Source organism: Alphaproteobacteria bacterium, from assembly GCA_030740435.1.
GTDB lineage: Bacteria > Pseudomonadota > Alphaproteobacteria > UBA2966 > UBA2966.
On record JASLXG010000134.1, the window covers coordinates 1 to 26,142 of the forward strand.

General features: G+C 65.1%; 26 protein-coding genes. 23 read left to right on the plus strand and 3 right to left on the minus strand.

All coding sequences use genetic code 11. The annotated features are described in order from the left end of the window. The 18 genes from QGG75_13820 to QGG75_13905 all read left to right on the plus strand — a co-directional run. Positions 1-1,090 (plus strand): corrinoid protein (locus tag QGG75_13820; GenBank protein ID MDP6068309.1); only part of this gene is annotated, 1,090 nt, incomplete at its 5' end. A 337-nt stretch (positions 1,091-1,427) separates the two neighbouring features. Next, positions 1,428-2,243, plus strand: coding sequence for a flagellin (locus QGG75_13825; protein MDP6068310.1), 816 nt, complete (start codon positions 1,428-1,430; stop codon positions 2,241-2,243). Between the two features lie 143 nt (positions 2,244-2,386). Beyond that, the gene (locus QGG75_13830) at positions 2,387-3,541 is read left to right on the plus strand and encodes an acyl-CoA dehydrogenase family protein (GenBank protein ID MDP6068311.1); all 1,155 of its coding nucleotides are present in this window, start codon (positions 2,387-2,389) and stop codon (positions 3,539-3,541) included. After that, entirely contained in the window at positions 3,538-4,590 is a 1,053-nt protein-coding gene (locus QGG75_13835) for a hypothetical protein (protein ID MDP6068312.1), read from the plus strand. Before QGG75_13830 ends, QGG75_13835 begins: the two co-directional genes overlap by 4 nt. Continuing rightward, on the plus strand, positions 4,587-5,741 hold the full coding sequence (locus QGG75_13840) for a thiolase family protein (GenBank protein ID MDP6068313.1): 1,155 nt from the start codon (positions 4,587-4,589) through the stop codon (positions 5,739-5,741). The genes QGG75_13835 and QGG75_13840 overlap by 4 nt, the downstream gene beginning before the upstream one ends. Then, a complete protein-coding gene (locus QGG75_13845) occupies positions 5,738-6,199 on the plus strand; it encodes a Zn-ribbon domain-containing OB-fold protein (protein MDP6068314.1) in 462 nt (153 codons plus the stop codon). The genes QGG75_13840 and QGG75_13845 overlap by 4 nt, the downstream gene beginning before the upstream one ends. Further along, on the plus strand, positions 6,196-6,603 hold the full coding sequence (locus tag QGG75_13850) for a zinc ribbon domain-containing protein (GenBank protein ID MDP6068315.1): 408 nt from the start codon (positions 6,196-6,198) through the stop codon (positions 6,601-6,603). Before QGG75_13845 ends, QGG75_13850 begins: the two co-directional genes overlap by 4 nt. Beyond that, positions 6,600-7,391, plus strand: coding sequence for an enoyl-CoA hydratase-related protein (locus QGG75_13855; GenBank protein ID MDP6068316.1), 792 nt, complete (start codon positions 6,600-6,602; stop codon positions 7,389-7,391). Before QGG75_13850 ends, QGG75_13855 begins: the two co-directional genes overlap by 4 nt. An 18-nt stretch (positions 7,392-7,409) precedes the next feature. Beyond that, a complete protein-coding gene (locus QGG75_13860) occupies positions 7,410-8,189 on the plus strand; it encodes an enoyl-CoA hydratase/isomerase family protein (GenBank protein ID MDP6068317.1) in 780 nt (259 codons plus the stop codon). Positions 8,190-8,191: 2 nt separating this feature from the next. Further along, positions 8,192-9,079, plus strand: a complete 888-nt coding sequence (locus QGG75_13865; GenBank protein MDP6068318.1) for a 3-keto-5-aminohexanoate cleavage protein — start codon at positions 8,192-8,194, stop codon at positions 9,077-9,079. Next, the gene (locus QGG75_13870) at positions 9,079-9,948 is read left to right on the plus strand and encodes an amidohydrolase family protein (protein MDP6068319.1); all 870 of its coding nucleotides are present in this window, start codon (positions 9,079-9,081) and stop codon (positions 9,946-9,948) included. Before QGG75_13865 ends, QGG75_13870 begins: the two co-directional genes overlap by 1 nt. Positions 9,949-9,957: 9 nt before the next feature. After that, entirely contained in the window at positions 9,958-10,818 is an 861-nt protein-coding gene (locus QGG75_13875) for an amidohydrolase family protein (GenBank protein ID MDP6068320.1), read from the plus strand. Between the two features lie 502 nt (positions 10,819-11,320). Further along, entirely contained in the window at positions 11,321-12,109 is a 789-nt protein-coding gene (locus tag QGG75_13880) for an enoyl-CoA hydratase-related protein (protein ID MDP6068321.1), read from the plus strand. A gap of 13 nt (positions 12,110-12,122) precedes the next feature. Then, positions 12,123-13,265, plus strand: coding sequence for an acyl-CoA dehydrogenase family protein (locus QGG75_13885; protein MDP6068322.1), 1,143 nt, complete (start codon positions 12,123-12,125; stop codon positions 13,263-13,265). A 1-nt stretch (position 13,266) separates the two neighbouring features. Then, positions 13,267-13,902, plus strand: coding sequence for a TetR/AcrR family transcriptional regulator (locus QGG75_13890; protein ID MDP6068323.1), 636 nt, complete (start codon positions 13,267-13,269; stop codon positions 13,900-13,902). Continuing rightward, positions 13,899-14,942 (plus strand): zinc-binding dehydrogenase, encoded by a 1,044-nt coding sequence (locus QGG75_13895; GenBank protein MDP6068324.1) that lies wholly within the window; start codon positions 13,899-13,901, stop codon positions 14,940-14,942. Before QGG75_13890 ends, QGG75_13895 begins: the two co-directional genes overlap by 4 nt. Beyond that, positions 14,939-15,763 (plus strand): M23 family metallopeptidase, encoded by an 825-nt coding sequence (locus QGG75_13900; GenBank protein ID MDP6068325.1) that lies wholly within the window; start codon positions 14,939-14,941, stop codon positions 15,761-15,763. The genes QGG75_13895 and QGG75_13900 overlap by 4 nt, the downstream gene beginning before the upstream one ends. A gap of 176 nt (positions 15,764-15,939) precedes the next feature. Further along, the gene (locus tag QGG75_13905) at positions 15,940-16,695 is read left to right on the plus strand and encodes an SDR family oxidoreductase (GenBank protein MDP6068326.1); all 756 of its coding nucleotides are present in this window, start codon (positions 15,940-15,942) and stop codon (positions 16,693-16,695) included. A gap of 6 nt (positions 16,696-16,701) precedes the next feature. Here QGG75_13905 and QGG75_13910 read toward each other — a convergent pair whose 3' ends face one another. The 3 genes from QGG75_13910 to dctP all read right to left on the minus strand — a co-directional run bounded on the left by QGG75_13910 (position 16,702) and on the right by dctP (position 19,757). Next, positions 16,702-18,147 carry an SLC13 family permease gene (locus tag QGG75_13910; protein MDP6068327.1) on the minus strand — a complete coding sequence of 482 codons (1,446 nt, stop codon included), beginning with the start codon at positions 18,145-18,147 and terminating at the stop codon, positions 16,702-16,704. A 3-nt stretch (positions 18,148-18,150) separates the two neighbouring features. Further along, on the minus strand, positions 18,151-18,681 hold the full coding sequence (locus tag QGG75_13915; GenBank protein ID MDP6068328.1) for a TRAP transporter small permease: 531 nt from the start codon (positions 18,679-18,681) through the stop codon (positions 18,151-18,153). Positions 18,682-18,770: 89 nt separating this feature from the next. Beyond that, positions 18,771-19,757 (minus strand): TRAP transporter substrate-binding protein DctP, encoded by a 987-nt coding sequence (dctP, locus tag QGG75_13920; GenBank protein MDP6068329.1) that lies wholly within the window; start codon positions 19,755-19,757, stop codon positions 18,771-18,773. Between the two features lie 176 nt (positions 19,758-19,933). Between dctP and QGG75_13925 the strand changes: the two genes are divergently transcribed. From QGG75_13925 to QGG75_13945, 5 genes are all read left to right on the plus strand, one after another. Next, the gene (locus QGG75_13925) at positions 19,934-20,689 is read left to right on the plus strand and encodes an ABC transporter ATP-binding protein (GenBank protein MDP6068330.1); all 756 of its coding nucleotides are present in this window, start codon (positions 19,934-19,936) and stop codon (positions 20,687-20,689) included. A 22-nt stretch (positions 20,690-20,711) separates the two neighbouring features. Beyond that, positions 20,712-22,643, plus strand: a complete 1,932-nt coding sequence (locus QGG75_13930; protein ID MDP6068331.1) for an AMP-binding protein — start codon at positions 20,712-20,714, stop codon at positions 22,641-22,643. A gap of 47 nt (positions 22,644-22,690) precedes the next feature. Continuing rightward, complete coding sequence (locus tag QGG75_13935; protein ID MDP6068332.1) at positions 22,691-23,581, plus strand: branched-chain amino acid ABC transporter permease; 891 nt, start codon at positions 22,691-22,693, stop codon at positions 23,579-23,581. 4 nt (positions 23,582-23,585) lie between these two features. Then, a complete protein-coding gene (locus QGG75_13940) occupies positions 23,586-24,689 on the plus strand; it encodes a branched-chain amino acid ABC transporter permease (GenBank protein MDP6068333.1) in 1,104 nt (367 codons plus the stop codon). Positions 24,690-24,799: 110 nt separating this feature from the next. After that, positions 24,800-26,029, plus strand: a complete 1,230-nt coding sequence (locus QGG75_13945) for an ABC transporter substrate-binding protein (protein ID MDP6068334.1) — start codon at positions 24,800-24,802, stop codon at positions 26,027-26,029. The last annotated feature ends 113 nt before the right edge of the window (positions 26,030-26,142 follow it).

The following is a 26,142-nucleotide window of genomic DNA, read 5'->3' on the forward strand; positions in this document are numbered from 1 at the left end:
CGAAGGCATCATCATGGTCATCCACCCCGACGGCGAGAACCAGGGCCTGATGGATCTGGTGGCCGCCAGCCGCATGGACGTGGCCGATGCGGTGACGCCTTGGCCCATGACCAAGGTGCGCATCGGGGACTATTACGACCACTGGTGCCGGCCCGGGCACTTGACCATCCACGGCGGCATCCCGGAGATGCTGTTGCTGGAGGAATCCTCGACCTGGGAGGAGCTCGAGAGCTACATGGACGATTTCTTCCAGGCCGTGGCGCCGGGCCACCACTTCGTCGCCTCGATCGGCGACACCACGCCGCCCAATGCCGATTTCTCACGCCTCGAATACATCGGCGAGCGCATCGCCCGTGAGGGCAGCCTGCCGCTCAGGGCCGGCGACTTCCAGCCGCTCGGCGAGGCCGACATGGCCGCCGCCGCCCGGGCCACGGAACCGGCCGCGGCGCCCGAGGTGGAAGAAGCCTACCAGCGCATCACCGACGACGTGCTGGAGGGCGACGAGGAAGCCGTGCTGGTGCACGCCCGCGAGTTGCTCGACCAGGGCTTCGAGGCCGGCGACATCTTGAACAAGGGCATGCTGCCGGCCATGGACGTGATCGGCAGCCGCTTCAGCGACGGCACGGTGTTCATCCCCGAGGTGCTGCTTTCGGCCCGGGCCATGAACCAGGGGCTGGAGCTTTTGGAGCCCCACCTGGTGGGTGAAAGCGGGGGTCCGGGCAAGATCGTCATCGGCACGGTGAACGGCGATCTCCACGACATCGGCAAGAACATGGTGGTCAGCATGCTCAAGGGCGTGGGCTTCAAGGTGGTAGATCTGGGTGCCAACGTCGAGGTCGTCGAATTCGTCGAGGCGGTGCGCGACGAGCAACCCGACGTGCTGGGTCTGTCGGCGCTGCTCACCACCACCATGCCGCAGATCCGAGAGGTTATCGAGGGACTGGAGCATTCGCAGCTCAGGCGTAGCGTCAAGGTCATCATCGGTGGGGCGCCGGTGAACCAGAAGTTCGCCGACGACGCCGGCGCCGACGGCTACGCCCAGGACGCCGGCGAGGCCGTGACGCTGACCAAGAGGTTGCTGCTGGTTTAGCCGGGCCGCGCCGGTCAAACCGGGGATTTTCCCAGGCCGCGGCTGGCGGAACTCAGGCTAATCAGGTCGGCAATATCTTCCCCGACCGGCACCTACGTTGCCTTGCCAAGGCCCCGTTCGGACCCTTCCGGGGCTCTGGGCAAATTCGCTTCATCTTTGATAACCCATTGAAATATAGCCGTTTTTTTCGTCCGTGTAGCGCCCGTCACAGTGCTTGGCACAGTGCTTGCGAAGTCATCGGCAGATCGGAATGTGGCGCCCCGAACGGGCGCGTAACCCAGAGCCAAGAAGCGCGCCTCGAAGGGGCGCCACCAGGCTAGAACCGAGGTACTGACCGATGGCTATGTCAGTGAATACCAATGCCGGCGCCATGATTGCGCTGCAAAACTTGAGCAAGACCAACAAGGGTCTCGAAACCACGCAGTTGCGCGTCACCACCGGCCTCAAGGTAAATGGGCCCAAGGACGACGCCGCGACCTTCGCCATTGCCCAGAACATGCGCGGCGACATCGCCGGCATGCAAGCCGTCAAATTGGCCCTATCCATGGGCGAAGCCACGGTCAACGTGGCCATCTCGGCGGGCAAGGCGGTTTCCGACCTCTTGATCGAGATGAAGGCCAAGGTGGTGCAGGCCAACCAGGCCGGCTTGGACACCGATTCCATGACGGCGCTGAACAACGAATTCACCTCGCTCAGAGCCCAGCTCGACACCGTCGTGCTGAGCGCCGAGTTCAACGGCAAGAACCTGATCACCTCGGGCGCCACGGCGCTGGCCGTGCTCAGCACCGTCGAGGGCTCGACGATTGCCGTGTCGCAACAGATCATCGATGCCACCACGCTTGACGTGCAAAGCTCGAGCCTGACCGACACCACCGACGCCGGTACGGCGCTGACCCAAATCGACACGGCCATGGTGACGGTCTCGAACGCGCTGGCTTCGCTGGGCTCCTCGGCCAAACGGGTCGAGATCCAGGGCGAGTTCATGGTCCAGCTCGTCGACATCCTCAAGCAGGGCGTGGGCAATCTGGTCGATGCCGACCTGGCCGAGGAAAGCGCCAACCTGCAGTCGCTGCAGATCAAGCAACAGCTCGGCGTCCAGGCCTTGTCGATCGCCAACGCCGGACCGCAGTCGATCCTCCGGCTCTTCACCTAGTTCCGTATTCCCCGCCTACCCCTCCCCTGGGCCCCGCTTTGCGGGGCTTTTTTTTGCCTGCTATGCGATTTCTCTGAACAACGCTTGATTATCGAGTGATATTCGAATAGGTTGGCCCGAAAGGCCGCCAAGGGGGGCTCGCCATGCTGTCGCCGTTCAGCGAAGAGCACGACATTTTCCGCCATTCGTTACGCAGCTTCGTGGCCCGCGAGATCACGCCCAACGTACTCGACTGGGAGGCGGCCGGCCAGGTGCCGCGAAGCTATTTCGAACAACTCGGCGAGCTCGGTTTCCTGGGTCTGGCGCTCAGTCCTGACTATGGCGGCGGCGGCCAGGATTTCTGGTACACCACCATTTTCCTCGAGGAGATGATGCGCTGCGGCTCGATCGGCGTGGCGGTCAGCGCCATGGCGCACGCCGAGTTCGCCACCAAGGTGATCGACGCCGGCGGCTCGCCGGAGTTGCGCGAGAGCTACGTGCGGCCGGCGGCGGCGGGCCAACTGGTGGGCGCGCTGGGGGTCACCGAACCGGGTGCCGGCTCCGACGTGGCGGCGCTCGCCACCCGGGCCGAGCGCGACGGCGGCGAGTGGCTGATCAACGGCTCCAAGATCTTCATCTCCAACGGCTCCATCGCCGACTTCGTCACCACCGCCTGTCGCACCGGCGGTGCCGGCAGCGGCGGCATCTCGCTGATCGTGGTGCCCACCCAGACGCCCGGCTTCCGCACCGGGCGGCGGTTGCGGAAGCTGGGTACCCACGCCGCCGACACGGCCGAACTCTTCTTCGAGGACTGCCGGGTGCCGGGCGGCAACCTGGTGGGCGAGGAAAACCGGGGCTTTAGGCTGATCATGCAGGGCTTCGAGGGCGAACGCTTGGTTATCGCCGTGATGGCCACGGCCCAGATGCGCCTGATGTGGGAAGAGGCCCGGCGTTATGGCCATGAGCGCCACGCCTTCGGGCGTTCGCTCTTGGGCTTCCAGGTCTGGCGCCACCGCCTGGCCGACGTGCGCACCAAGATCGAGGCGGCCGAGGCGCTGACCTACCGCGCCATCGCCATGCACACGGAGGGCCAGGAGGCCAACGCCGAGATCTCCATGGCCAAGCTGTTCGCCACCGAGGCGGCCATCGAGGTGGCCCACGAGTGCGCCCAGATCTTCGGCGGCATGGGCTACATGGAGGAAAGCCTGATCGCGCGGCTGCACCGCGATACCTTGGCTTTCACGGTGGGCGCCGGCACTTCCGAGATGATGCGCGAGATCATCGCCAGCTCCTGTGGCCTGACGGGCCAGGCAGCATGAACCAGTCGTCGCCCTTTGAAGTCGTGGTCGCCGGCCTGGGCCAGACCGGGCCTTCGCCCGCCGACGGCCGCTCGATCGCCGGGATGGTGTTGCCGGCGGTACAGGCGGCGCTGGCCGATGCCGATCTCGGCTACGACGACATCGACGCCGTGGTGACGGCCTCGGTCGACCTCTTCGACGGCCTCACGGCCTCCAATATCGCCATCACCGAGGTCGTCGGCGCGGTCATGAAGCCCGAGACGCGCATCGCCGGCGACGGTCTGGCGGCGGCGCTGCACGCGGCCTGCCAGATCCGCGCCGGAGCCTATGAGGTGGTCCTGGTGGTGGCCCACGCCAAGCCCTCGATGGCCGACTTCCAGGACCTCAGCCAATGGGCCCTGGATCCCATCTTTCTGCAGCCCTTGGGCCTCGACTTTTTGGCCTGTGCCGGGTTGCAGGCCTCGGCCATGGCGGCCGCCGACCCCGAGGCCCCGGAGCGCTGGGCCGAGACCGCGGCACGCCGGCTGAATGCCGCCGACGGACAAAAAAAGCCTGCGACGGCGGCTGATGTTCTGGATTCGCCGCTGGTCGCCGCCCCCCTGCGCGCCGGCATGTGCGCGCCGCTGGCCGATGGCGCCGTTGCCGTGCTGCTGCGCGCCGGCGGCCCCGGTCCCCGGCTTGCCGGGCTGGGCCACGACCTCGATGTCCATCTGCCCGGCGACCGCGACCCGGCGGCCTGGCCGGGCCTGACGCGGGCCCTGGCGCGAGCCCTGAAAAGCGCCGGCCTGGCGGCCTCGGACCGCGCCTTCGATCTGGCCGAGCCTTCGTGCCTCTATGCCCACGAGGAGGAGCTTTTCATCGGCGCCACGGGGCTCGAGCCCAAGACCGAAATCTCGCCCGGCGGCGGCCTCTTCGGCGGGGCCGTACCGGTGGCGGCGGGGCTGGCGCGGCTGCTGGCGGCGGCCCAGCGCCTGCGCGCCGACCCCGCTTGTCGGCGCGCCCTGGTGCAGGGCAGTTGGGGCCCCGCCGGCCAGGGCCAGGTGGTGGCCATCATCAAGGCCGGGCCATGACGGAAGTCGCCGTCATCGGCAGCGGCCAGACCGACCACGGGCGCAAGCGCGACGACGTCTCGCAGCCCGAACTGGTGCGCCAGGCGGTGGCGCTGGCCCTGGCCGATGCCGCCATCGAGCCCGAGCGCCTGGACGCCGTGGTGATCTCCAACATGGAGCTCTTCGAGGGCCGGGCGCTACCTGAACTGTGGCTCGGCGAAGGCGCGTATGCCGCCCGCAAGCCCTGTTTGAAAGTCGCTACCGGCGGCACCTCGGGCACTTCGTCGTGCATCGCCGGCTATCACCAGGTGGCCTCGGGACTGTTCGACGTGGTGCTGGTGGTGGGCTTCGAGAAACATTCCGAAGGTCATACCCAGACCGGCATGGCGCTGACCGATCCCTTCTGGGACCGGGCCGTGGCGGCCGGCGCGCTGGGCAACTTCGCGCTTTCGATCTCGCAGTACATGGCCGAGCGCGGCGTGACCCAGGAACAGGCGGCCCGGGTTGCCGTCAAGGCCAGGCGGAACGCAGCGCGCAACCCCCATGCCCACCTGCAGATGCCCGATATTACCGTCGAAGAGGTCTTGGCCTCGAAGCTGCTGGCCCATCCCGTACACCTGCTGGACATGTGTCCCCAATCCGACGGCGCCGCCGCCATCGTGCTGGCCGGCGGCCAGACGGCGCGCCGGCTGTGCCCCCGTCCGGCCTGGATCAAGGCCGCCGAGACACGCCACGAACAGCCCTTCATCGGCGACATCGACCGCCGCCTGGCCAGCATGCGCACGCTGCGCGAGGCGGCCCGCTCGACCTACGCCAAGGCGGGGATCGCGGATCCGCTACGGGACCTGGACGTGGCCGAGATCTACGAGCCCGTAAGTTACGCCGAACTGGCCTGGTACGAGGCCCTGGGATTCTGTGCCGATGGCGAGGCCGGGCGCCTGATCGACGAAGGCGTGACGGAAATGGACGGGACCTTGCCGGTCAATCCCTCGGGCGGCGTCTTGTCGGCCAATCCTGTTGGCGCCTCGGGCGTCATCCGCGTCGCCGAGGCGGCCAAGCAGGTGCTGGGCCGGGCCGGCGAGCACCAGGTGGCGGGAGTCGAGACGGCGCTGGCCACCGGCTACGGCGTCTACGCCTGGGCCGACGCCCTGGTGCTGGGGGCGACGCCATGAACGAACGCATCAGCATCACCATCGAGATGGCCCAGAGCTGGGGCTACGCCTCGGGCGCCGCCATGGAGCGCTTCAGTGCCGGGCTTCGCGAGCGCCGCATCGAGGCGCTCAAATGCTCGGGCTGCGGCCGGCGTTATCTGCCGCCCCGGCCCTTCTGCGGCAACTGCCACCTGGAGCTGGACGACTGGGTGGCGGTGGCCGACGAGGGCAGCCTGGAGGCCTGGACCGTGGTCAACCTGCCCATGCTCGACGGCCGCACCGGCGAGATGCGCGAGGCGCCCTACGGCATGGGCCTGATCCGCCTCGACGGTGCCGACACCACGTTGAATCATTATCTCGATGTGGCCGATCCCGAGCACTTGGCCATCGGGCTTCGTGTCCAGGCGGTGTGGCGTGACGAGCTGCGTGGCGCCATGGACGACATCCTGCATTTCCGGGTGCTGACGGAGGGGCCATGATCCGCCACGAGAGCATCAATATTCCTTTCAACTATGCCGCCGGCCAGGCCGGCAGCGCCGTCTTGCTGGCCTTGCGTGACGAGGGCCGGATTTTGGCTGCGCGCTGCACCGCCTGCGACCGCGTCTCGGCTCCGGCCCGAGCCTTCTGCCCGGCCTGCGGCAGCGGCCATGTGGAATATGTCGAAGTTGGCCCGGGCGGCGAGCTCTTGGCCTGGACCGAACGCCCCGGCAAGGGGATGTTCGGTCTGGTCAAGCTCGACGGCGCCTCCTCGGCCGTGCTGCACCGCCTGTTGTGCAGCCCGGAGGAGGCGGTCGTCGGCCGCCGCTTCGAGGCCCGATTCGCCACGGAACGCCGGGGCCACATCCTCGATATCGAGGGCTTCGTTCCGGAGCAGGGCGAATGACCATCCGTAGCGAACGCGAGGGCCCGGTGCTGATCGTCACCATGGACCGGCCCGAGGCCCGCAACGCGCTGAGCCTGGCCATGCGCGAGGCCCTGATCGAGACCTGGCGGGATTTCCGCGACGATTCCGAACTCCGCGTCGCCATCCTCACCGGGGCCGGCGAAAAGTCGTTCTGCGCCGGCGCCGACCTCAAGGAAATCGGCGCCCATTATGCCGCCATGAGCCCCATCGAACGGCGCGAGCGCGGCGAGCGTGAGCCCGGCTTCGGCGGCCTGACGCGAAACCTGGACGTGGGCAAGCCGGTGATCGCCGCCATCAACGGCCACTGCCTGGCCGGCGGCCTGGAACTGGCGCTGGCCTCGGACATCCGCATCGCCGCCGAACACGCAACCTTCGGGCTGACGGAGGTGCGTTGGGGCCTGCTGCCGGGGGGCGGCGGCACGCAACGATTGCCGCGCCTGGTGCCGCTGGGCCTGGCGCTCGAGGTGCTGCTCACGGCCCAGCCCATCGACGCCGGCCGGGCTTTGGCCGCCGGCCTGGTCAACCAGGTGGTAGCGGCCGACAAGCTGCTTGAAGCGGCCCGCGAAATGGCCGGCCACATCGCCGCCAACGCGCCGCTGGCGGTGCAGGCGGTGCGGGCGGCGGCGCTTCGGGGGCTGCATCTTTCGCTCGATGACGGGCTGCGGCTGGAGCAGTTCTACGCCGAGCCCTTGCGCCAGAGCGAGGACGTCCAGGAGGGCTTGAAGGCCTTCGCCGAGAAGCGCCCGCCCCGCTTCGTGGGAAAATAGAGATCGGGAGACAAAATCATGTCGTACGAAGACATCACGACCCACCAGGAAGGCCCCATCCTGCGCCTGACGCTGAACCGGCCGGCCAAACTGAACGCCATCAGCAGGGCCATGCTGCGCGAGATCCGCGAGGCCGTGACGGCCGCCGCCGAGGATCCGGAAAGCCGCGTCGTGTTGCTCGATTCGGCCTCCGACCGGGCCTTCTGCGCCGGCATCGACGTGGCCTACGTCAAGGACCTCGACGCCTTCGGCACGCGCCAGGTGGGGCGCGAGCTGCACAGCACCTTCTATCACCTGCGCACCACCGAGATTCCCGTGGTTTGCGTCATCGACGGGCTCTGCCTCGGCGCCGGGCTGGAGATGGCACTGAGCTGCGACTTCATGATCTGCTCGGACCGCGCCACTTTCGGCCTGCCCAACATCCACCGCGGCATCCCGGCCATCGTCGAGGCGGCGCTGCTGCCCATCGCCGTGGGTCTTCAGGGCGCGCGCGAGCTTTGTTATCTGGGCGAGAACTGGAACGCCGACAAGGCGCTGCTGCGCGGCCTGGTCAACAAGGTCGTGGCACCCCAGGAACTCGCCGCCGAAGCCGAGGCGCTGTGCCTCAAGCTTGCCGACAAGAGCCCGCTGGCGCTGGGCACGCAGAAGGAAATCATCCACGCCTGGATGACCACCGACGTCGAGGCGGCCATCGAGTTCTCCATCAACACGGTGGTGCTGAACTGGCTCACTGACGACCAGAAAGAAGGCATGGGGTCGTTCCTGGAGGGCCGCGAAGCCACCTTCAAGGGTACCTGAGCATGGCCTCCGACCGAACCATCATCACCTGCGCCCTGACCGGCGCCCAGCAGGGCAAGGCCGCCAACCCGGCGCTGCCCGAACAGCCCGACGAGATCATCGCCCAGGGCCTCGAGGCCTGGCGCGCCGGGGCGGCGATCCTGCACCTGCACGCGCGTGACGAAAACGGCAAGGCGAGCGGCGAACCAGCAATCTTTCGGCAAATCACCGAGGGCCTCAGGGAAGCCGGCTGCGACGCGATCTTGAACCTTTCCACGGGCGGAGCCGTGGCCGGCCTGAGCATCGAACAGCGCCTCGCCGTGGTGCCCGAGCTGAAACCCGAGATCGCCTCGTTTTCGGTCGGCGGCGGCTCCATGCTGGGGCGCTGGGACGAGAGCGCCGGAGAATGGATTAACGACCGCTTCGTGACGCTGTTTTCCAGCCATGCCGAACTGGAGCGCGTGGCCCGGCTGTTTAAGGACAACGGCACCCGGCCCGAGCTCGAGGTCTACCACTCCGGCATGCTCAACAACATCGCCGCCCTCGATGCCCGCGGGGTCTTGCAAAAGCCCTTGCTGGTCAACCTGGTCACCGGCATCCCCGGCGAATGCAACCCGGGCACGGTGCGCAATCTGCTCTATCTCGTCGACCACCTGCCACCGGGAAGCTGCTGGCTGGTAGCGGCCATCGGCGCGCGCAACCACTACCGTCTGCTGGGCGCCGTGGTGGCCATGGGCGGTCACGTGCGCGTCGGCCTGGAGGACAATCTTTACCTCGAGCGCGGCCGCCTGGCGGCCTCCAACGGCGAGATCGTCGAGAAGGCGGTTCGCATCCTGCACGACTTGGGCGGCGAGCCGGCCAGCCCAACGGATGCTCGCCAGATTCTCGAGCTCAAGGGGGGCCAACGATAATGGCTTCGGATCGCCTCGCCATCGACGCCTGGGCCACGCTGATCACGCCCGAGGGCGCCACGCGCTGGCCCGAGGACTACCTGCGCATCTTCCGAAAATACAAGTCGCCGCGCATCCAGTTCGAGGGCCAGACCATCGCCGAGATGGTGGCCGACATGGACGCCTCCAACATCGACCGCTGCATCCTCTCGGCCTTCTACCACAAGGACCTGGCGGTGATTTCCAACGACGAGGTGGCGGAATTCGTGCGCCAGTATCCCGACCGCTTCGTCGGTGCCGGGACGGTCAACGTAATGCGCAAGCCCATGGACGTGGCGCGTGAGATCGAACGCCAGGTGAATGATCTCGGCATGTGCGCCATCCGCCTCGAGCCCTACATGTACGGCGACAGCACCCAAGGCCTGGCCCCCACCGACAAGCACTACTGGCCGGTCTACGTCAAATGCGTGGAACTCGGCGTGCCGGTCTGCATCCAGGTCGGCCACACCGGGCCGACGCTGCCTTCGGAATGCGGCCGGCCCATCCATCTCGACGAGGTGGCGCTGGCTTTTCCCGAGCTCAAGATCGTGGGCTGCCACCTGGGCCAGCCCTGGCACGACGAGATGATGATCCTGGCCTGGAAGCACGACAACATCTTCATCGAGACCTCGGCCCGCCTGCCCAAGCACTGGCCGCCCTCGTTCGTCGAGTTCGTCCAGGGCCGCGGCCAGGACAAGGTGATCTGGGCCATCGACTACCCGCTGCTGCCCTTTGCCCGAACCCTCGACGAGCTCGAGCCGCTGGGGCTGCCCGACGGCATCTACCGCAAGCTGGTGCGCGACAACGCCGCCAGCGTGTTCAACATCGATCTTGGATCCCCATCCGCATAGGTGAAACTCATGACCCGCGAACGCATCGCCATCGACGCCTGGGCGTCTTATGTCAGCCCCGAAGGCGCCAAGCTGTGGCCCGCCGATTACCTGCACATCTTCAAGAAGTACAACTCGCCCCGCATCATCTACGAAGGCCAGCCCTTCGAGGCCATGATCACCGAGATGGACGCCGCCGGGGTCGACCGCTGCATCCTTTCGGCCTTCTACCACAAGGACACGGCCGTCATTTCCAACGATGATGTGGCGGCTTTCGTGGAAAAATACCCCGACCGCTTCACCGGCGCCGGCACCGTCAACATTCTGCAAAAGCCCATGGACGTGGCGCGCGAATGCGAACGCCTGGTGAATGATCTGAAGATGTGCGCCATCCGCCTCGAGCCCTACATGTACGGCGACGGCACCCAAGGCCTGGCGCCCACCGACAAGCATTACTGGCCGGTCTATATGAAATGCGTCGAGCTCGGCGTGCCGGTTTGCATCCAGGTCGGTCACACCGGGCCGACGCTGCCTTCGGAATGCGGCCGGCCGATCTATCTCGACGAGGTGGCGCTGGCTTTTCCCGAACTCAAGATCGTGGGCTGCCACCTGGGCCAGCCCTGGCACGAGGAGATGATGATCCTGGCCTGGAAGCACGACAACATCTACATCGAGACCTCGGCCCGCACGCCCAAGCACTGGCCGTCCTCGTTCGTCGACTTCGTCAAGGGCCGGGGCCGCGAGAAAGTGCTGTGGGCCACCGACTATCCGCTGCTCAACTTCGAACGCACCTTGGCCGAACTCGAGGTCATGGACCTGGGCGAGGACGTCTTTCGCAAGATCGTGCGCCAGAACGCCATCAAGGTCTTCGGCCTCGAAGGCCTGGACTAGGGACCATGCCCCGCGTCGCCGCACCCCCTCCCCAACCCTCCCCCAGCATTGGTTTTGTGGGGGAGGGGGCTAAAGGGCCGGGTGTTGCTACCTCCCGCCCCCGGGACGCTAAGGCGTGCACACATCTTCGAGTGCCCAGCCTTATAAAGCATGGAGAATTGACCACAGAGGCACAGAGGCACAGAGAGAGTTTTCAGAGTGCGCCGCGCCAGAGCCTTCCTAAGCCCCCGCTTCTCCACGGGTCTCAGCCGCTTCACCAGAGATTACCTTGCCGAGGCAGGCGCCAGGAAGCCTCCTTGGCGATAACGCCGACCGGCGGCCGGCGCGGTCAGCCTCTTGGCAAATCTCTGTGTCTCTGTGCCTCTGTGGTGAAACTACCTGACCGTCCCACAGCCCAACTGGTGCGAGGCATAGCGGCAACGTCGATAACACGATGTGTGCATGTCTTGGCCCTGGGGCGGGATAGGAAGGGGGAATGACGAATGGGAAAGGAGCCGGCAAAATGTCCGAGACCCTGCTGATCGACAAAACCGACGGCGTGGCGACGCTGACGCTGAACCGGCCCGACCGTCTCAACACCATAAACTTCGAGATGCTCGAGGCGCTGATCAAAGCGCTCGACGACATGGCGGCCGACGAGGCGGTGCGCACGGTGGTGTTGACGGGCAGCGGCGATACCTTTTGTGCCGGTGCCGACATCGACCGCGAGGACCAGAGCGCCGACCGCGGCCGCCTGGAGTGGCAGGATATCGTCGAGCGCTACCTGCACCCGGTCACCCAGATCGTGGGGCTTTGGAAACCCGTCATCACGGTCTGCAAAGGCACCGTCTTCGGCGGCGGCATGGGGCTGGCCATGGCGTCGGACTTGCGTATCGCATCGGACGATTCGCGCTATTGCGCGCCCTTCATCAAGCTGGCGCTGACCGGCTGCGACATGTCGACGGGATATTTCCTGCCCCGCCTGGTGGGCCTGGGCCGGGCCACCGAGATGATGATGACGGGCCGCGTGGTGGAGGCCGTTGAAGCCGGCCGCTCGGGCCTGGTGACCGAGGTGGTGCCCCGGGCAGAACTCGACGGGCGGGTGGCGGAACTGGCTCGCGCTTTCGCCGAGGGGCCGCCGCGGGCCTTGGCCATGACCAAGCAAGGCATCCGCCGCTCGCTCGATCGTGACATGGCGGCCGAGTTCGATTACGAGCTCTATTCCCAGGTGCAACTGCTGCAAGGCGACGATTTCCAGGAAGGCGTCGCCGCCTTCTTCGAGAAGCGACCGCCGAATTTCACCGGACGCTAGGAAAAAAACTGCCATGAGCGATGACCTGTTGAGCCCCGAGGAGTTGCAGTTCCGCGACAGCGTACACAGCTTCGTCGAGCGCGAGATCGTGCCCAACGCCACCAAGTGGGACCTTGGCGAGCGCTACCCGCGCGAGCTCTTCCCGGTGTTCGCCGACCTGGGCTGGATGGGCGTTGCCGTGCCCGAGGAGTTCGGTGGCTCGGGCGGCGGCTCGGTGCTCTACGCCATCCTTTGCCGCGAGTTGGCACGGGGCTCGGCGGCCATTGCGCTCGGCCTTTACGTCCATACCGCGCTGGCCATTCCGGGCATTTATCTTCTGGGCAATGACGAACAGCGCAAACGCTGGCTGCCGGCCGCCCTGAAGGGCGAGAAGATCGGTTGCTGGGCCTACGCCGAAGCGGGTTCCGGCAGCGACGTCTCGGCCGTCTCGACACGCGCCCGCGAGGACGGCAACGGCTGGGTGTTACAGGGCTCGAAGCTTTACATCACCAACGCCACTTTTGCCGATTTCATGATCGTGGTGGCCTCGACCAATCCCGAACAGGGACTCAAGGGCCTCTCGATGTTCATCGTCGAGGCCGACAACCCCGGTGTCAGCGTCGGCGCGCCCATGAACAAGCTGGGCATGGGTGCATCGGAAATGGGCGAGATCGTGCTCGATGATTGCCGCCTGCCGGCCGATGCCCTGCTGGGCCCCGCAGAGGGCGGCTTCATCAAGGCACTGAAGGTGCTGGTGCTGGGCCGCATCGCGGCCTCGGGCTTCAGCGTCGGCCTGGGCCGGGCGGCCCTGGAGGAAGCCACCGGCTATACCCGCCAGCGCGTCCAGTTCGGCAAGCCCCTGGTGGCCCAGCAGTTCATCCGCTTCACCCTGGCCGAGATGGCCACCCGCCTCGAGGCGGCCTGGCAGATGACGCTGCACGCGGCCCGCCTGGTCGATGCCGGCAAGCCCTTCGATCGCGAGGCCTCGATGGCCAAGCTGTTTGCCTCCGAGACCTCGACCTGGGCCTGCGAGCGCACCATGCAGCTCTGTGGCGCCCAGGGTTTCATGCGCGAGAGCAATGCCCAGCGCTTCTACCGCGACTGCAAGGTCAACGAGCTGGGTGAGGGTACCAGCGAGATCCAGCGCGAAAATATCTTTAGGGCTTTGGAGTCTTAGGGTGGGAGTCCAAGAACGCCGCCAGCGCGAACGCGAGGCCCGGCGGGGATCGGTGCTCGACGCCACCCGGGCGCTGGTGCTGGAGCGCGGCTTCAACGGCACCACCACGAAGCAGATCGCGGCGCGTTGCGAGCTATCAGAAGCGACGCTGTTCTTTTATTTCCAGAACAAGGACGAGATTTTTCTTTCCCTCTTGTTCGAGGGCATCGAATACACCGGCCGCTTCCTCGACGAGCTGGTCGCCGCCGAGCTCGAACCGCGCCAGAAGCTCGAGCGCCTGTGGCACTTCTATTCCGAGATCAACGACGAGCATCCCGAATACGTCCACCTGTTCGGCTACCTGGCCCGGCCTCAGGCCACGAAGCAGGTGACCGACGAGGTGCGCCACGAGATCGCGCGCCGCACCGGCGACAACTTCCGCCGCCTGGCCGCCATCTTCGCCGAGACCGTGGGCCAGCACCGGGCCCGCCTGGTGGCCGACTTGATGTGGGGCAGCTTCATCGGCCTGATGACGCTGAAGGATACGCGTGGCAACCTGGGCGCGCCGGTGCATCCCAACCCGGCCGAGCTCAAGGCCGCCTTCGAGATCCTCATGGACGGTATCGGCCAAACGCTCGACCAGGGAGAAGCCGAATGACCACCATGCTGGCGGCCCGCCTGCACGAGGCGGGAAAACCGCTACAGATCGACGAGGTGGCGGTGCCCGAGCCGGCGGCCGGCGAGGTTCTGGTCAAGGTCAAGGCCTGCGGCCTTTGCGGCACCGACATTCACCTGGCCATCGTCGGCGACCTGCCGGTGAGCTACACGCCGATCACGCTGGGCCACGAGAGCGCCGGCTCTGTGGCGGCACTGGGCCCGGGCGTCGAGGACTTCTTCGCCGAAGGGGACCGTGTGGCGCTCTATCCCTCGGCCTCATGCGGGCGCTGCCGATATTGCCTGGGCGGGCGGGAATCGCTTTGCGCCGCCAGCCAAGTCTACGGCATGGCCCGCGAAGGTGGCCTGGCCGAATACATCACGGCGCCGGCCCGGTCGCTGCTGAGATTGCCGGCCGTCGTGCCCTTCGACGTCGGCGCCGTGGTTACCGACGGCATCGCCACGCCCTTCCACGCGCTGCGCGCCCGCGGCCGGCTGCAACCGGGCGAGACGGTCGGCGTCTTCGGCTGCGGCGGCCTGGGCACCCACGCCATCCAGTTCGCCCGCCTGATGGGGGCGGCCGGTATCATAGCTGTCGACATCGACGGCCCGGCGCGGGAGCGCGCCCTGGAGCTCGGCGCCGATCTGGCCCTCGATCCCGGCGACGACGGCGCGGCCAAGCAGATCCGCCGCCAACTGGGCCGCGGCCTCGACCTGGCGCTTGAATTCGTGGGCCGCGCCGACACCGTCGAATTGGCGCTACGCTGCCTCGACAAGGCCGGCCGCCTGGTCGTCGTCGGCGTCGGCATGGAGCGGCCCAAGCTTCCGCCACTGGCCGCCTTCGTCGGCCTCGAGCAGGCCGTGCTGGGCTCCTTCGGCATGGACCGGGCCGACATCGAGGACATTTATTCCTTGATCGTGGCCGGTCGTATCGATCTTTCCGAATCGGTTTCGGCGCGATACCCGTTGGCCGAGGCAGACGCGGCGCTCAAACGCCTGGCCAGCAAGGAGGCCGGCGTCGTGCGGGTTGTGGTCGAGCCTTGATCCCGGGCGGCTGGCGCTCTGCACTGCTGCTGCCCCTGGTGCTCTCGGCCGGGAACGCCGAGGCAAAAATGGACGGCGAGGTAGCGGCCAAGGCACTGGACCGCGATACCCGCTGCGCCATCGGCCGCGGACGGCGTTGCGGCAACGAGTTGGCTATTCAGCGGGGGCTTTTCGAGACCGGCCTCAGGCCGATTTTCCCCGCCGACCTGAGCTGCCGCGACATCGACGAACAGTGGGCCATTTCCTACACCGCCAAGCGCGGCCGCGAGGCCTACCACGGCGGCATCGACATGCCGGCACCCTGGGGCACGCCGATCATCGCCGCCGCCGCCGGCCGGGTGGTGGGCAAGTACCGCGGCAAAAACAGCTACCGCGGCATCGAGATCGTGCTGCGCCATAGCCCCGAGCAGACGGGTTTGCCGTTCTGGATCTACACCCAGTACACGCATTTTTCCCAGATGCCGAAACTTGAGGTCGGCCAGCGCGTGGCGCTCGGCGAAGTCCTCGGCCCGACGGGCAACAGCGGGCGCGGCCGGACGCCCAACGTGCAAAACCCCAGGCGCCGACCGGCCATTCATTTCGCGGTCTTCTATAGCCGGAGCTCCAAATACGTGGCGCGCAAAAACAAGATCATCCCCCTCGATGGCCGCTGGATGGATCCCAACGCACTCTTTCGCAAGACCCCGCCGTTCGATTCCCGAGCCATGAAGGCGCTGCCGGCGACCGAGAAAAAGGTGCCGATTGCGGTCATGCTCGACGACGGCGAGATCATCCCCGCCGGCAGCAGGATCGTCTGGCCCTATTTGTGCTCGCGCCGGTGAGTTTCCGCTGACGCTTGGCTGCGAAGTTAAGAAACTGGGGTAGAAACCAAGAAAGTGGGGGTCAGAGTCGGTTTTCAAGAAAAACTGACTCTAAAACTGAACTCTGACCCCAGTTTTTTGCGGCTACGCTGGGGGCCTGGGCGCCGGGAATGCAGAACGCGAGGGAGAGCGGGCCAATGAGACCTGAACGGACGATGCTCGTCAGCGGCGCCTCGCGCGGCATCGGCGCGGCGACGGCGCGGCTGGCGGCGCGCAAGGGCTGGGCGGTTGCGCTCAACTACCGATCACAGCGCCAAGAAGCCGAGGCGCTGGTCAGGGAAATCGAGGCCGCCGGCGGCGTCGCTGCAGCCATCCCTGCCGATCTCGGCGCCGAAGCCGAGATCGTGGCCATGTTCGAGGCCGCCGACCGGCTGCTGCCGCCGTTGGGCTGTCTCGTCAACAACGCCGCCCGGGCCGCGCCCCATCGCATGCGGCTGGTGGAGATGGAGGCGGGCGAGATCGAACAGCTGCTGGCGGTAAATGTGACCGGGGCGATGATCGCCTGCCGCGAGGCGGTGCGGCGGATGTCCACCGCCAGCGGTGGGCGCGGCGGCTCGGTGGTCAACGTATCCTCGCTGGCGGCCAAGCACGGGGCGCCTTCGCTCTATCTCCACTACGCCGCCTCGAAGGGCGCCATGGACACCTTCACCTGGGGCCTGGCGCGCGAGGTGGCCGGCGAAGGCGTGCGTGTCAACGCGGTGCGCCCCGGCCTGATCGACACCGAGATTCACGCCCGCGCCGGCATGCCAGGAAGGATCGAGAAAGTCGGCCCGAAACTGCCGATGGGCCGCGCCGGCAGCGCCGAGGAGGTGGCGCAGGCGGTAATCTGGCTAGCCTCCGACGACGCCTCATATGTCACCGGCGCGCTTTTGGATGTGGGCGGCGGCGCCTGATTCGCCTCAGTTCAATTGCTTAGGCAGCCAGGTCGCCACTTCCGGCACGGCGATCAGCAGCGCCAGCACCAGAAGCTCGATGAGCACGAAAGGCAGGGCCGAGCGCACCACCTGGCCCAGCGTGACTTCGAAGGGTGCCACCCCCTTCATGACGTAGAGCAAGAGCCCAAAGGGCGGCGTCAGCAGGCTGATCTCCATGGTGATCAGCATCAGTACCATCAGCCAGATGACGTCGATGTGGAAGATGACCTGCAGCGAATTCGAACTCATCAGGAAGAAGGGCAGCGTCAGCAGCAGCATGCTGACCTGGTCCATGAAGGCGCCGAGGAAAAGCAGCACCCCCATCATGATGATGACCACCATCAGCGGTGTCAGGTCGAGCGAAGTGACCTGGCGCAACAGGCCGTCGGTGGCGCCCGAGTTCGATAGCGCCTGACTGAAGACCAGCGAGCCGGCGATGATGAACAAAATCATGGTGTTGATCTTGGCGGTCTCGCGCAGCGAGATGGCGATGGCGCGCCAGGTGAAGTCGGCCCCGTCGATGCCGGAGATCCGGATAATGTTCTTAAAGAGGCGGAAGAAATAACAGGCCCCCAGCGAGGCCAGGCAGCCCAGCGCCGCCGCCTCGGTGGGCGCCGCGATCTTGAAGAAGATGGAGCCCACGACGACCACGAAGATGACGAAAAGCGGCAGGATATAGACCAGGAACGGCAGCACCCGGTTGATGCGGCGACGGTGGGGCCCCTCGTAGCTCACGCTCCAACGCCTGCGGCCGCCGAAGTTGAGTGCCGCCGTGACCGGCTCGTCCAGCACGCTTTCGTCGGGCGCGTAGGTCGGCGCCAGCGCCGGGTTGAGGATGCAGCGCCCCACGACGTAGGCGAAAAAAAGCAGCGCCATGAGAATTCCCGGCACGATGCCGGCGATCAAAAGCTGCGCCACCGACTGCTCGGCCAGGCTGGCCAGCAGCACCGCCAGGGCCGAGGGCGGGATCAGCATGGCGATGCCGCCCACCGCCATGATCGGCCCCATGGCGATCGAGGGGTGATAGCCGCGCCTGACCATGTCGGGCAGCAGCACCGAGCCCAGGATGGCGGTGTTGGCGATGGTCGAGCCCGAGAGCGAGGAAAAGATGGTGCCGCCGACGATCGAGACCACCGAGAGCCGTCCCGGCACGCGCGCGATCATGCGGTCGATGGCACCGATGGCCTTGAAGGCGACCCCGGTCTGCAAGAGGATCTCGCCCATCAGCAGGAAAAGCGCGATCGGTGCCAGGGTGAACTTGATGGCGTTGTTGAATTCCAACGGCATGAACACCAGGCCGATGTCGCCGTTGATGAAGAGGTAGGTGCCGAGCACGTTGGCGGCGAAGAACGAGAGCGCCACCGGCAGGCCGAGGAACATGAAGGCGCAGACCGTGCCCAGCATCAGGCTCAGGGCGAAATACCACTCCATGGTTCAGAAACCGGTTTCCTTGGTGGCCATCGCCTCCTCGGTGACGATCTCTTCGGCGCGGCGCAGCCGCAGCAGGAACTCGATGGCCAGGAGAAAAAACGAGGCCGCGAAGACGGCCATCATGTACCAGTTTTCGATGCGCAAATTCTTGTCGGGAATGGTGCCGTCTTCGAACTCGGATATGGCCGCGCGGGTGCCGTAATAGCACAGCAGCAGACAGAGCGCCGCACCGCCCACGTCCAGCAGCCGTTCGAGCTTGGTCGCGAAATTCTTGGGCAGCGTCGAGGAAAGCACATCGACGCGGACATGGGCACCTTGTTGCAAGACCCAGGGCGCGCCGATGAAGACGCCGATATAGAGCACGTACTCAACCCCTTCATAGAGCCACCACATGCTGCCCAATTGGAATTTCACGAGAAAGAGGTTGAGCGGGATGAGGACCGCATAAGCTCCGATGGAAATCGCCACCAGCCAGATCAAAAACAGAATCAGCCGGTTGAACCCGGCCTCGAAGAGATCTATTTGCCTGCCCATCGAGCGGCCTGCGCTGGAATGTGTCTGCTGCCTAGCCGAACGGGGGCGGCGGGATTAGCGCCACCCCCGCGGCGGAAACGATCGCAGACCTACTTGGAGAACATTTTCTTGAGCTTGGGCCCGTGCACGGGGCTAAGCTCGAGAACCTGGGCCCAGCCGGTCGACTTGGCCGTGGACAACCACTTTTCGCGATCCGCACCGGTCAGCGTGATGGCCGTCAGGCCCTGGCTGAGGGTTTTGTCGTTCTGCTTCTTGAGCAGCGCCTTGAAATTGGCGCCGCCGGTCTCGGAGCGGGCCTCGTACTCCAGGCCGACCTTGGTCAACAGATCCTGCTGCGCCTTGGTCAAGCCATTCCAACTCTTGAGGTTGATGACGGTGTGCAGCGGCGCCTGGTAGAAGCCGGGCTCGACCCGGTACTTGGTCACCTTGACCCAGGACGGCACCCAGCCCAAGGCCGGCCAGCCGTAGCCCTGCACCGTGTTGTTTTCCATGTAGGTATAGATCTGGGCCAGGTTGGAGCGCTGAACGGTGGCGCCGAGCGCCGTGAAGAAGGGCTTGTAGATGGGCGAGATGCGCAGATGCAGGCCTTTCAGGTCGGGCCCGCTGATCTTCTTGTTGAGCCAGAGATGGAAGGGCCCGAAATCGTGGTGCCGGGCCAGGTAGTGGATGTTCTTTTCGTGAAACAGCTTCTGCAGATAGTCCATGGCGCCGCTCTTGCGCAGCTCGGCGTAGGAGTAGTCCGAAAAGCGCAGCGAAGCCCCCTCGATCAGCACGTTGCCGAAGTAGCCCTCGGTGCAGCCCACTACGTCATAGGCGCCCTTGGCCATTTTCTGGGTCAGCGTGAAGGGGCTGCCGATGGCCGGTGCGCCGCCGATCAGTTTGATCTGCACGACGCCCTTGCCGCGCTTGTTGATCTCGTCGATCATCGCCGACCAGGGCTTGGTGACCGGGCTTCCGATGGGGAAGCAACTGGCGCCGTTGAGGGTCGCCTCCGCGGCCTGGGCCGACATACCGCCAGACGACGCCACAACCGCCAACGTGCCGACGCCGAGGATCATTCCGATTTTCTTCAACACTTTCTACCCTCCCTTGGTTGCCAATTACGTGATTTCCCTGTGGCCCGAATTCTATGGGGCGTGGGCGGCGAAGTCTACAAACTCCCCGTGGTGGGTAGATCACGAAGTCGAAACAGGTCACAATGCCGGCCAATAATGGAAAACAGGGTGTGTATATGACTGGGAATGTGTTGGAGGTGAGAGACGTCACCCGTTCGTTCGGTGGCGTCTCGGCGCTCCGGGGCGTGAGCGCCAAGGCCGTCTCGAGCGAGATCCTTTCGATCATCGGCCCCAACGGCGCCGGCAAGACGACACTGATCAACGGCGTCAACGGGGTCTATCCACCGGACCAGGGCACGGTCATCCTCAACGACGTCGACATCACCGGGCTCAAACCCTACCAGGTGGCCCGCCAGGGCATTGCCCGCACCTTCCAGAACGTGGCGCTGTTTCCCGGCATGACGGTGCTGGACAACATCATGCTGGGGCGCAACATCCTGATGAAGACCGGCGTGCTGAGTTGCGGCCTGTTTTGGGGTGCCACCAAGCGCGAGGAAATCGAGCACCGCAGCGCCGTCGAGGACATCATCGACTTCCTGGCCATCACCGACATCCGCTCGACGCCGGCCGGGGCGCTGCCGCTGGGCTTGCAGAAACGCGTCGAGCTGGGCCGGGCCCTGGCCGCCGAGCCCGGTGTGTTGCTGCTCGACGAGCCGATGGGCGGCATGAACCTGGAGGAGCGCGAATCCATGGCGCGCTACATCCTCGACATGCGCGACCTGACCGACACCGTCGTGGTTCTCATCGAACACGACATGGGCGTGGTCATGGACATCTCGGATCGCGTCATCGTACTCGATCAGGGCGAAAAAATTTCGGAAGGAACACCGGACCAGGTGCGCGACGATCAGGTGGTGGTCGAGGCCTACCTGGGGAAGCCCCACGCAGCGTAAGCGGGCCAAGGAGAGCATCGCGATGCCTGATACCATACCCAAATTCCTCACGGAGAACGCTCGCACGCGGCCCGACGACGATGCCATGCGCGAAAAGGAATTCGGCATCTGGCAAACCTATTCCTGGCGCGACTATGCCGAGGAGGTGCGGCGCCTGGCCTGCGGCCTGGCGGAACTCGGCTTCAAACGCGGCGACAAAGTGGCGATCATCGGCGACAACCGGCCCAAGCTCTATTTCGCCATGCTGGCGGCGCAGTCGCTGGGCGGCATCTCGGTGGCGCTCTACCAGGACAGCATCGCCAAGGAGCTGAACTACGTCATTCACCATTCCGAGGCCCGCTTCGTGATCGCCGAGGACGAGGAACAGGTTGACAAGCTTTATGAAATCAAGGACCAGATTCCGCACGTCGAACGCGTGGTCTATTACTACCCCCGGGGCCTCGAGTTGAACGACGATCCCTGGCTCATCCAACTGGCCGAGGTGCAGGAGCGCGGCGACGCCTTTGCCGCCCGAGAGCCCGACTACTTCGCCAGCGAACTGGCCCAGGGCCAGAGCGACGACGTTTGCATGTACAGCTACACGTCGGGCACCACCGGCATGCCCAAGGGCGTGATGTTGACGCACGGCAACATCCTGATGGTCGTGCACGGCACTATCGAGCTCGAAAACATGACCGCCGACGACATCGTCATGGCCTATCTGCCGATGGCCTGGATCGGCGACTATTTCCTCTCGGTCGGCACCGCCGTGGTGGCCGGCATGGCGGTCTGCTGCCCGGAATCGCCGGAGACGCTGTCGCGCGACTTCCGCGAGAGCGGCCCCACCGTGACGGTGGCGCCGCCGGCTGTCTGGGAAGGGCTGCTGACCCGCATCCAGGTGCGCATGGAAGATGCCGACTGGCTTAAGCGAGGCCTTTTCAACGCCGCCATGAATCTCGCGCTGAAGGTCGAGCGCATGCAGCAGGCCGGCACGCCGGTGCCGGCCGGGCAGCGTTTTCTCAACTGGCTCGGCGAATACCTGGTGCGCCAGCCGCTCCGGGACCTGATCGGCAACGTCAAGGTGCGCATCGCCTACACCGGTGGCGCGCCGCTGGGCCCCGACACCTTCGATTACATCCGGGCGCTGGGCGTCAATCTCAAGCAGCTCTATGGCCTCACCGAATCGTCCTCGGCCTGCGTTTACCAGCCCGATGGCGAAGCCAACTCCGAGACCGTGGGCCGGCCCCTGCCCAACGTCGACGTCAAGATCGGCGAAAACGGCGAGATCTATCTCCGCGGCAAGCACGTCTTCGTGGGTTATTACAAGAACGAGGAGGCCACCCGCGAGACCCTCGACGCCGAGGGCTGGCTGGCCTCGGGCGATGCCGGTTTCATGGACGAGAGCGGCCACCTCAAGGTCATCGACCGGGCCAAGGACGTGAGCAAACTGGCCGACGGCACCCTGTTCGCGCCGCAGTTCATCGAGAACAAGCTCAAGTTCTCGCTCTACATCAAGGAAGCCGTGGTTTTCGGCAAGGATCTCGACTACGTCACGGCGATGATCAACATCGAGCTTGATGCCCTGGAGAACTGGGCCGAACGCAGCGCCATCAACTACAGCGGCTACCGGGACCTGTCGCAAAAGCCCGAGGTTTACGAGCTGATCCGCGCCGAGATCGGCCGCATCAACGAGACGCTGGGCCACGACGAGGCATTGCGCGGCGCCCAGATCCGGCGCTTCCTCATCCTGAGCAAGGAGCTGGATGCCGACGACGGCGAGATCACCCGCACCCGCAAGATCAGGCGCAGCGTCATCGCCGAGCGCTATGGCGATCTCTTCGATGCGCTTTACGGCGGTGCCGACGAGGTCCACAGCGAGGTCACGGTGACCTACGAGGACGGCAGCACGGGCGTCATCAAGAGCGACCTGCGCATTCTCGGCGTCGATGATGGGGTGGAGGCCAAGGCGGCCTGAGTGAGACAACAACGGCCAGAGGGCCGTTAGTTTTTGGGGAGACAGGCGTGGATCCTATATATGTCGTTGAATTGATGCTCAATGGGCTGTTGGTGGGCTCGCTCTATGCCATCATCGCGCTGGGCTTCGTGCTCATCTACAAGGCCTCCGACGTGATCAATTTCGCCCAGGGCGAATTCGTCATGTTCGCGGGCTACGTCATCGCCTTTTTCCTGCTCTCGATGGAACTGCCGCTGTGGGGTGCGGCGATCCTGGCGGTGGTGGTGATGGTGGTGGTGGGTTATGCCGTCGAGTGGCTGGTGCTGCAGCACCTGATCGGGCGCCCGGTGGTGGCGGTGATCATGGCCACCATCGGCCTGGCCTCGTTCCTCCAGGGCCTGGCCCAGTTCCTCTTCGGCATCGAGACCCGCAACGTGCCGCTGCCCATCAGCGACGATCCCATCTTCATCGGCGACGTGCTGCTCAATCGCGTCGAACTGATCGCCGCCGTGCTGGCCGGCCTGGGCTTCGCCGCCATCGGCTGGTTCTTCGTCAAAAGCCGCAGCGGCATCGCGCTCAGGGCCATCGCCGACGACCAGCAGGTGTCGCAGGCCATGGGCATCGATGTGCGCAAGTATTTCGCCCTGGCCTGGGCCATCGCCGGCATCGTGGCGTTGCTGGGCGGCATCTTCTGGGGCAATGCCACCGGGGTCGACGTGCAATTGGCGCTGATCGGCCTGAAAGTCTTTCCGGTGGTCATCCTGGGCGGCCTCGACAGCATCGTCGGCGCCATCATCGCCGGCCTCGTCGTCGGCCTGGTGGAGAGTATGGCGGCCGGCTTCATCGATCCCATCGTGGGCGGTGGCACCAAGGACCTGACGCCCTACGTGCTGATGATCCTGGTGCTGATGATCAGACCCTACGGCCTCTTCGGCAAAGAGATCATCGAGAGGGTCTAGGGCCGTGATCAACCGCGAAACCGGAACCTTCAAACGCAGCTTCGGCGAGGACCTGGCGCTCTACCGGGTGCCGCTGCCGAGGATCGTCATGACCCTGATCGTGCTTTGGGTCTTCGTCGGCTTTCCCCTGGTGGGCTCGGAATACTGGCTCGGCATGGCCAATCTTTTGGGCATCGCTTGCCTGGGGGCGCTGGGGCTCAACATCCTGATCGGCTACACCGGCCAGATCTCGGTGGGCCATGCCGCCTTCATGTCGGTGGGAGCCTACTCTGCTGCCGTCTTGATGCGTGAGTTCGACATGCCCTGGGTATTTGCCATGATCGGCGGCGGCTGCTCGGCCGCCATCGTGGGCATGTTCTTCGGCATCCCGTCGCTACGCATCAAGGGCCTTTACTTGGCCGTTGCCACACTGGCGGCCCAGCTCATCATCGAATGGATCATCAATCACTGGGGCTGGCTCAGCGGCGGCGCCCAGGGCTCGATCTACGTCAAGGCACCGGTCCTCTGGTACGGCTTCGCCGACGGCCAGATTCTGACGATGAAGCTCGAGGAGAACATTCACTTCTATTTCCTCATCTACATCGTGCTGGCGCTGGGCATCCTCTTTGCCCTCAACCTCTTCCGCTCGCACCTGGGACGGGCCTTCATTGCGGTGCGCGATCGCGACATCGCGGCCGAGATCATTGGCGTCAACATCTTCAAGGTCAAGCTGATCGCCTTCGGCATTGCCTCGTTCTATGCCGGCGTCACCGGCGTGCTCTATACCTATTATTACTCCATCGCCAACTTCGAGATGTTCTCGCTGGGCATCTCGATACAGTTCCTGGCCATGGTCATCATCGGCGGCCTGGGCTCGATCCTGGGATCGATCTTCGGCGGCGTCTTCATCACCATGCTGCCGATCGTATTGGATTTCATGCTGCGCGGCGTCGGCGGCAGCATTTTCGGCTGGGACGACGCCACGGTGTCGTCCTTCCTGCCGCAGTGGCAGCTAATGCTGTTTGGCGGCTTGATCATGTTCTTCCTGGTCGTCGAACCGGACGGCCTCAGCAAACTTTGGCGGAACTTTACGGACTATTTCAAGGTTTGGCCGTTCCCCTACCTTTAAAGAAGCGTATGAATTAGAGTGGGGTTGGGAGACTAAAGACCCTAGCTAGCAAAATAAAAGGGGTATACGTCATGCAGTCAAATACAATGAGTAAAGTAATGCGGTCAATGATGGTGGCAGGCCTCGGGCTGTTGCTGTCGGTCGCGGCGGCCGGTGTCGCCCAGGCCAAGGAATTCGTTCTCGGATTCCAGTGCGACCGTTCGGGTCCCACCCAGACCGTGGGTGCCTTCCTTTGTGACGGCGTGCACGACTATTTCCGTCTGGTCAACAAGCAGGGGAAATTCGGCGCCGGCAATTCGGTGCGGGTTTTTGAGATCGACATCGCCTACAACACACCGCGCGGCGTCGAGGCCTATGAGCGTCACAAAGCGGCGGGGGCGCTGACCTATATGATCTGGGGCACGCCCATCACCTATGCCCTGACGCCGAAGCTGCACAAGGACCATATTCCGGGAACCTCGCCCGGATTCGGCAGCGCCGGAGCCGCCAACGGCAAGGAATTCCCCTACCTCTTCCCCATGGCCGCGACCTATTGGTCGCAGATGGCGGGAGCGGTCAAGTTCATGCAGGACAAGTGGAAAGCGGCCGGTAAATCGGGCCAACCGAAAGTCGCCTATCTCTTCTACGACAATCCGGCCGGGCGCGAGCCGTTGCCGGTGCTGCGCGATCTGCAAAAGCAGCTCGGCTTCACGTTGCGTGAATTCGCCGTGCCGCCGCCAGCCGTCGAGATGCGGCCGCAAGTGCTGGATATCGTGCGCAACTACAAGGCCGACTGGGTTATCGCCCATCTCTTCGGCCGGGCACCCGGCATTTCGATCAAGGAGTTGTCACGGCTTCGCTTTCCCATGAATCGCATCATCAGCTTCGTTTGGGGCGGCGCCGAAGCCGATATCAACGTAGCCGGATGGAAAACCGCGCAGGGCTACCAATCGCTGCAGTTCGCGGGTGTGGGCCAGGACCATCAAATCATCCGGGACATCAAAAAAATGTACCAGGATGAGGGCAAAGCCCCGCCCATGGACAAGATGAAGATCAGCGTTTTCTACAACCGCGGTATCTTGATCGGTGCCTTCCACGCCGAGGCCATTGCCAATGCCATCAAGAAGCATGGCAACAACATCACCGGCGAGCACACCAAAGAAGGCTTCGAGAACATCCGCAACTTCGCCATGGGCAACTTCGCTCCGCCCGTCAGCGTCACCCCGGAGGATCACGAAGGTGGCGGCTGGGTTCAGGTTTGGGAGGTTAAAGGCGATAAATGGGTGCCGGCATCCAAATGGATGGCGCCCTACCGCGACGTGGTCATGAAACACGTCCGGGCTACCAAGTACAAAAAGTAGTCGTCATCGCAGTACCAGTTCCGCTGGCGGGAGTTGGTTCCCGTCAGCGGAGCGCCTGCTTACCGGGGCCGAAGCATGCTGACGCTGAATAACGTCGAGGTCATCTTCGACAA